Source organism: Rhodoblastus sp., from assembly GCF_052145335.1.
Taxonomy (GTDB): Bacteria; Pseudomonadota; Alphaproteobacteria; order Rhizobiales; family Beijerinckiaceae; genus Rhodoblastus.
Genome location: NZ_JBKQOU010000201.1, coordinates 1 through 3,312 on the forward strand (window position 1 = coordinate 1; position 3,312 = coordinate 3,312).

5 protein-coding genes are annotated in these 3,312 nt (G+C 62.4%); 3 read left to right on the forward strand and 2 right to left on the reverse strand.

Translation table 11 applies throughout. The annotated features are described in order from the left end of the window. Window positions 1-555, forward strand: a 555-nt coding sequence (locus ACLP2E_RS12660; protein WP_442466143.1) for a dienelactone hydrolase family protein, incomplete at its 5' end; no start/stop codon positions are given. 241 nt (window positions 556-796) lie between these two features. On the opposite strand, the gene ACLP2E_RS12665 is transcribed toward ACLP2E_RS12660, so the two are convergent. Both ACLP2E_RS12665 and ACLP2E_RS12670 read right to left on the reverse strand, forming a co-directional pair. Next, window positions 797-1,243 (reverse strand): DUF2934 domain-containing protein, encoded by a 447-nt coding sequence (locus ACLP2E_RS12665; protein WP_442466144.1) that lies wholly within the window; start codon window positions 1,241-1,243, stop codon window positions 797-799. Window positions 1,244-1,345: 102 nt separating this feature from the next. Then, window positions 1,346-1,630 (reverse strand): hypothetical protein, encoded by a 285-nt coding sequence (locus ACLP2E_RS12670; protein WP_442466145.1) that lies wholly within the window; start codon window positions 1,628-1,630, stop codon window positions 1,346-1,348. A gap of 562 nt (window positions 1,631-2,192) precedes the next feature. Between ACLP2E_RS12670 and ACLP2E_RS12675 the strand changes: the two genes are divergently transcribed. Then, complete coding sequence (locus ACLP2E_RS12675) at window positions 2,193-2,747, forward strand: sigma-70 family RNA polymerase sigma factor (RefSeq protein ID WP_442466146.1); 555 nt, start codon at window positions 2,193-2,195, stop codon at window positions 2,745-2,747. A gap of 28 nt (window positions 2,748-2,775) precedes the next feature. Continuing rightward, on the forward strand, window positions 2,776-3,015 hold the full coding sequence (locus tag ACLP2E_RS12680; protein ID WP_442466147.1) for a hypothetical protein: 240 nt from the start codon (window positions 2,776-2,778) through the stop codon (window positions 3,013-3,015). Window positions 3,016-3,312 lie beyond the last annotated feature (297 nt).

Sequence of the window (3,312 nt, forward strand, 5' to 3'; positions counted from 1 at the left end):
ATCGAGGACGTGGCGCGCCGGCTCGCGCTCGCCGATTTCATCGCCTTCGCCCCCGACGGCCTGACCTCGGTCGGGGGTTACCCCGGCGACGACGAAAAAGGGCTGGCCCTCTTCAAGACCGTTGACCCGCAAAAGATGCAGGCGGATTTTCTTGCGGCCGCCGAATGGCTCAAGGCCCGGCCCGACTGCACGGGCAACCTCGGCGCGATCGGCTTCTGCTTTGGCGGCGGCGTGGTTAACACGCTCGCCGTCGCCATGGGAGCGGACCTCTCGGCCGCCGTCCCTTTCTATGGCGTCCAGCCGCCCGCGGCGGAGATCGCCAAAATCAAGGCGCCGATCAACGCGCAATACGGCGAGCTCGACACGCGCATCACCCCCGGCTGGCCGGCGTTCGACGCCGCGCTGACCGCGGCCGGCGTTCCGCACGAGGGCCATATCTACAAGGGCGCCAACCACGGCTTTCACAACGACACGACCCCGCGCTACGACGAGGCGGCGGCCAAGGAAGCGTGGGCGCGGGCGATCGACTGGCTGAACAGATATCTGCGCGGGTAGGCGAATCATCAGAGCGGTTTTCGACCACGCTGAATCGTCATTGCGAGAAGCGAAGCGACGAAGCAATCCACTGATCGTAGGCAGCGGTGGCAGCCTGGATTGCTTCGCCTCGCTCGCAATGACGAGGCGCCTCAGTTTGATCGAAAACCGCTCTAAATATGGCGCTCTTTCGCTGTCTATCGGCGAGGTCGACATCCTGCAGGGAGCAGGATTCGAGTGTTTCAACCGTCTGCAAGGAGCGTCAGCTCTCCTCAAAGGCGCGCGTCCGATACCAATACGCGTCCGCCTGGCCTTCCGGACGGCCCTCGCGCTCCCAAAGCGCATAAGCGCGTTCGCGGAAGCGCTGATGCTGCGCCTGGCGCCAGAAGTCGTCGGCGCGACCCTCCGGACGCCCCGCCGCGTCCCAGAGAAAATAGGCGCGGTCGCGAACGAACTGGTCGAGACCCGCCTTGGTTTCCGCCAGCACCCCATGCGGATCTCCGTATGGGGTCAGTTGACCGCCGCGGCTGACATGCATCTTGGCGGTCAGACTCTCGAGTTCCTGGTTCGAGACCAACTGCGCGTGGCCTGCCGCCTCCAACGCCTTCCGCTTGAATGCCGCCTCGTCAGCCGGAGGGCTGAGCGTGACAGGAAAGGTGTGCAGCACCTCCAAGCCCTGCCTCTCGACGTCGACCAAGCGCTCTGGCATGAAATCCTCTTTGTGATTGTCGTTACGACATATTGAGATGAAAGCGCCATGCGGCAGAGGACCGGTCCGCTTCCGCACGCCGATTTCAACAAAACTGACGCGTTAGTTCGGACAGTTCGTGGTCTGGGTCGTGCTGCCGGAGCCGTCGCTATTCGTCGTTTGGGTGGTGCGCGTACCGCATGGGGACTGAGTGGGTCCCGAAGCGGCGTTCCCGATCGCGCCGCCCGCCACTCCGCCGATGACCGCGCCCACGGGTCCGCCGACGACGGCGCCCGCGACGGCTCCTCCTACGACTCCAGTGACGGCTCCATCGCCGTCGGCCAAGGCAAACTGAGGCGCAGCGACAAGAACCATCGCTGCGACGAGAAAGAGCGTTTTCTGGTGCATGAATTTCTCCTATTGCGTTTAGAACAATACATCTTGGCAATTGCGACACTGCCGCGGAATACCGCCGCTCGGTGACTAACCCATTTCGCCTCAGCGTCGCAGGTTCGGAATCTACGCATAGACCGCAAAATTCGACGGTCCAATTGGGGAGCCTGACTTCCGGCGCAAGCGGTTCTTCTACACCCGCTCGATCTCCGCACCGCCGCAGGCCTCATCAAATCGATTCGATCGGTCGCCGCGCCGAGCCTGTCGCCGGCGGACGCTGTCTCGCGCGCATCGTAAAGCCGTGCGGCTCGGTGTTTTTCACAGGTCATCAGCGGTTGTGCAACGACGCGGCCGCAATTTGGCGCGTCCGCAATACGTCGGGAGCGGCAGTCCCGCGGAAATCGCCGCCCTACCGCGGCGGCCTTGCGAACTCGCCAAGGCGTGTCGAAATCGGCGCGGTCTGGCCCCGTTCTGAGTAGTTTCCGAACCTTTCTTTCACCGTTCCGTCAAACCAGATTGGCCCATCGCAGGCAGCCAGCAGCGATCGCACAGCGTCGATGTCGGACGAGGACATGTCATGGACACCTGTTTGGAACATTCCTCGATGGTTTTTCAGTCGGGAACCGCTACAGGCCGAATGGCTGGAGCGCTGCCCCCGGATGACTTCAAGAACAACCTCATCGCCGAAATCAAGTATTTGCGGGCGTTCGCGATTTCTCTTTCCGGGTCGGTATCGGCCGGCGATGACCTCGTGCAAGAAACGCTTCTGCGCGCATGGAGCAAACATAAACAGTTTCAAGGCGGGACAAATCTGAAGGCCTGGTTGCTAACCATCTTGCGGAATATCTTTTATACCAATTTTCGCAAGCGCGCCCGAGAGGTGCAGGACAGTGAGGGCGTGCATGCGAATCGTCTCGCGGTCTCGGGCGGTCAGGAAGGCCATATCGATCTGCAAGATTTTCGCAAAGCCTTGGCCAAGCTTCCAAGCCACCAACGGGAAGTCCTCATCCTCGTGGGCGCGATCGGTCATACCTATGAAGAAGCGGCCGTTATTTGCCAGGTGGAGATTGGAACGGTGAAGAGTCGCATGAGCCGCGCAAAAGTTACGATAGCAAAATTACTTGAGCTTTAGTATTATTGCATCGTGAGGACGCCTTCCCGTGAAGCCGCCGAGGCGTCCGGCCCATGGCCGGCGCGGGCGACGCCGGATCGGCGAGGGAACATCGTCGGCGACGTGGCGTTTGCAGCAGGACCATGCGTCCGGTCTCGGTCCGCATCGACTCATCACCAAGCCGACTGAGAGCAAATGCTGGCACGCCTCGGCGCCCTGCGAAACCTGGCCGAACCGCTATTTCGCCCATGCCGGAACAGTGGGCGGCTACGTCGACAACGAACGCTAGCGCTTTCCCTACCGCTGACCGCGAGGTCTCGCGACCATCTTCAAGCGCCTCGACGCCTGCGGACGCAGCTGGCGGATCGACTTCCACGACCTGCCGCAAGCGGCGACGCTGGTCGAGCTCTGGCCGAAAATCCCGACCCGCTTCTCCTTCTACGGCGCCGAATTCGCCAGGCCTCGTGCGCCGCGCTTCACGCCGTGCTTCGGGGGACGCCGTCGAGGTCGGCGCGGCAAATCATGCTGAACCGCTGAATCGGATCGGGCGCCGGAGCGTTGGACAAAGCCTCTTTCGCCAGCTGCC